The sequence below is a fragment of the Cupriavidus sp. 2SB genome, from assembly GCF_005503625.1.
Taxonomy (GTDB): Bacteria; Pseudomonadota; Gammaproteobacteria; order Burkholderiales; family Burkholderiaceae; genus Cupriavidus.
Map to the genome: position 1 here is coordinate 1 of NZ_SCMX01000162.1, position 2,852 is coordinate 2,852.

The 2,852-nt window shown below is 65.6% G+C and carries 3 protein-coding genes; 2 read left to right on the top strand and 1 reads right to left on the bottom strand.

The window, feature by feature from the left end:
• The first annotated feature begins 98 nt into the window (after positions 1 to 98).
• Both FFS21_RS31785 and FFS21_RS31790 read left to right on the top strand, forming a co-directional pair.
• Positions 99 to 1,385, top strand: coding sequence for an MFS transporter (locus FFS21_RS31785; protein ID WP_137928638.1), 1,287 nt, complete (start codon positions 99 to 101; stop codon positions 1,383 to 1,385).
• A gap of 122 nt (positions 1,386 to 1,507) precedes the next feature.
• On the top strand, positions 1,508 to 2,269 hold the full coding sequence (locus FFS21_RS31790; protein ID WP_137928639.1) for an MHYT domain-containing protein: 762 nt from the start codon (positions 1,508 to 1,510) through the stop codon (positions 2,267 to 2,269).
• Positions 2,270 to 2,272: 3 nt separating this feature from the next.
• Here FFS21_RS31790 and FFS21_RS31795 read toward each other — a convergent pair whose 3' ends face one another.
• Entirely contained in the window at positions 2,273 to 2,809 is a 537-nt protein-coding gene (locus tag FFS21_RS31795) for a TPM domain-containing protein (RefSeq protein ID WP_137928640.1), read from the bottom strand.
• Between the last annotated feature and the right edge of the window lie 43 nt (positions 2,810 to 2,852).

Below are 2,852 nucleotides of genomic sequence, written 5' to 3' on the forward strand. Positions count from 1 at the left end.
GGGGCGGGGCGGCTGGGGCGAGGTCGTCAAATTCTACTCACAATTGCGGCGGGTATCTTTCGTTGGATTTGCACCACGATGGTGATCACAATGGCGGCATGACTGCTTCCACTACTCAACCGGTGCCGCGCGCCGGTGTTCCGTCCACGGAGCCGCGCCACGCCTCGCCGGCCCGCTGGCGCGTGCTCGCGCTGTTTTCGCTCGGCTTCCTCGTTTCCTATATCTTCCGGGGCGTGAATCTCGGCTTCGCGCCGTTTCTCACGCGCGATCTCGGACTGACCGCTGGCGACCTCGGCCTGCTCACGAGCTTCTACTTCCTTGGCTTCGCCTGCGCGCAATTGCCGGCTGGCATCCTGCTGGACCGCTTCGGTCCGCGCCGTACGGAAGCCGCGTTGCTGCTGCTGGCCGTGGCAGGCTCGTTCATCTTCGCCTTTGCACCGGGTATGGCCGGACTGGCGGCGGGCCGCGCGATGATTGGCGTCGGTGTCTCGGTCTGCCTTGGGGCGGCCATCCAGGCGCTGTCGATGTGGTTCCCGCTCGCGCGCATGCCGTTCCTGAACGGGCTGGTGATGGCCATCGGCGGCATGGGGGCGGTGGTCGTCGGCGCGCCGCTGTCTTGGCTGCTCTCGGTGACGGACTGGCGCACGGTCAGCATCGGCATGGGCGTCGTCTCGTTCGGCATGGCGCTGCTGCTCTGGTTTGGCGTGCCCGACGCCCGGCGTCCTGGCAAGGAGAGTTTTGCCGAGCAGATGCGCGGTACACGGCTGATTCTCGGCAGCGAGCGGTTCTGGCGCGTGGTGCCGCTGACGCTGCTGAATCAGGGGATTTTTCTGGCTGTGCAGACGCTGTGGGTCAGCGCGTTCATGCACGACGTGCAGGGCCTCGACGCCAGCGCCAGCGCGCGGCTGGTCTCCGTGATCGGCCTGGCGATGATGGGCGGGTGCGTGGGCGCCGGCTGGGCAGCGCGACATCTGGAGCGGCGCGGCATCAGTCTCTACGCGTTCGCGGGCTTCGGCATGATCGCGTTCATCGTGATCCAGTTGCTGCTGATGGCGCGGCTGCCGTTCATCCCGCTGGCGCTGCTCTGGGGCGCCTATGGCGTGTTCGGATCGAGTGGCATCCTGACCTACGCGCTGCTGGCGCGCCGTTTTCCCGACAACCTGATTGGCCGTGCCACCACGGCGATGACGCTGACCGTGTTCCTGGCAACCTTTGTGTTCCAGGTAGGCATCGGTTTCGTGCTCGATTTCTTCCCCTCCACCGATGGACGGCATCCTGTCTCGGCCCATCTGATGGTCTGGGGCGGGCTGGTCGTGGTGCAGGTGCTGGCCGCCATCTGGTATCTGATGGAGAAGAAGCCGCCGAAAGCGACGAAAGCGACGTAAGCGACGTAAGCGACGATAGCGGCCTGACACCCCACTTCTGATACTCGTATGAGGTATTGGTGAACGTTTGAATCGCTCGCCACACTCTTCCGCATTGGACAACAGAGCCAAACGGAGGGGTCATGTTCGAGGGATTCCAGGCAGTGCCCGGTGCGGTAGTGCCGTACCAGTACAACTGGCCGATGGTTGGCCTGTCGTTTCTGATCTCGGTCTGTGGCGCCTACGTGGCGCTGCGCTGGTCGCGCGGCATTCGTCGAGCCGATGGGTCGATCGATGCCGACCGGCTGCTCTGTGCCAGCGTGGCACTCGGCGGTGGAGCGGTGTGGGCGATGCACTTCATCGGCATGGTGGCGTATCGCACGCCTACCGGACGCGAGTTCGACCTGCTGACAACGCTGGGTTCACTGGTCGTGGTCATGGCGTTCGTGGCCGCCGGACTGGCGCGGGCATCGCGCCACACAGGCAGCGTGCCGGGCAATATCGTCGCGGGCGGCGTGCTGACGGGGCTGGGCGTCACGACGATGCACTACACCGGCATGGCCGCTATCCATACCAACAGCCGTTTTGAATGGGACTGGAACATCGTCGCGCTGTCGGCGGGCATCGCCGTGGTGGTGTCGATTGTCGGCCTGTGGCTGGCAACGACCGTGAAGACGCGCGGCTGGCAGGTGGTGGCCGCGTTTGTGATGGGCGTGGCGGTCTGCGGCATGCACTACACAGGCATGGCAGCGGGCACGATGATCTGCACGAGCCGTACCTACTCGCCCACGCTGCTCGCGCTCGAAGGGACAAACATGGGCTACGCGATCTTTGCGCTGGCGGCTGCGGTGCTGACGTTCATCTTCATCGTCGAGGCAACCCGCAGCGCGGCGCGCGCGAAGTAGGGTTCAGAGGACGATGGGCCGGTCGTCGAGTTCGTTGGGGTTGTGTCCTGCCGAGGCCGGGAAGTGCTGGATCAGCAGCGCGTGAATCTGGGCGATGGCATGCAGCACGGGTTGGACGCAGAGCTTCTCGCGCAGGCCCTGCACGAGTTCGTCGCAGATGCCGCGCCACGCCTCGGCGTTGACGCAGGCATCGATGCCGCGATCGGCCAGTAGCTCCACGGCGTGATCTGCCAGATTGATATAGAGCAGCACGCCCGAGTGATCCTCGGTATTCCAGACTTCCAGCGCGCCAAACAGTGCACGCGCTCGATCACGCGGTGTGGTGCCGCGCCACGCGAGCCCCAGCGGCAGGCTGGATTCGATCACCACGCGCACTTCGCCGCGATGATGCTGCTCGCCCCTGTGCACGGCCACCTGGATCTGATGCCGCGCCTCATCGGGAAACGCGCGGCGCGCCACGCTCGGGCCGGTACCGAAATGCCGGAGCGTGCGCTGCAGCGAGACGCCGAGCGGAGGACGCGATGCCTTGGGTGTCTTCATCGCCGCTCCTTACCAGTTGCCCGAGGCGCCGCCGCCATCGAAG

Coding starts and splice junctions, on each gene's coding strand:
- FFS21_RS31795 (WP_137928640.1), bottom strand. CDS start 2,809: ATGAAGACACCCAAGGCATCGCGTCCTCCGCTCGGCGTCTCGCTGCAG.
- FFS21_RS31790 (WP_137928639.1), top strand. CDS start 1,508: ATGTTCGAGGGATTCCAGGCAGTGCCCGGTGCGGTAGTGCCGTACCAG.
- FFS21_RS31785 (WP_137928638.1), top strand. CDS start 99: ATGACTGCTTCCACTACTCAACCGGTGCCGCGCGCCGGTGTTCCGTCC.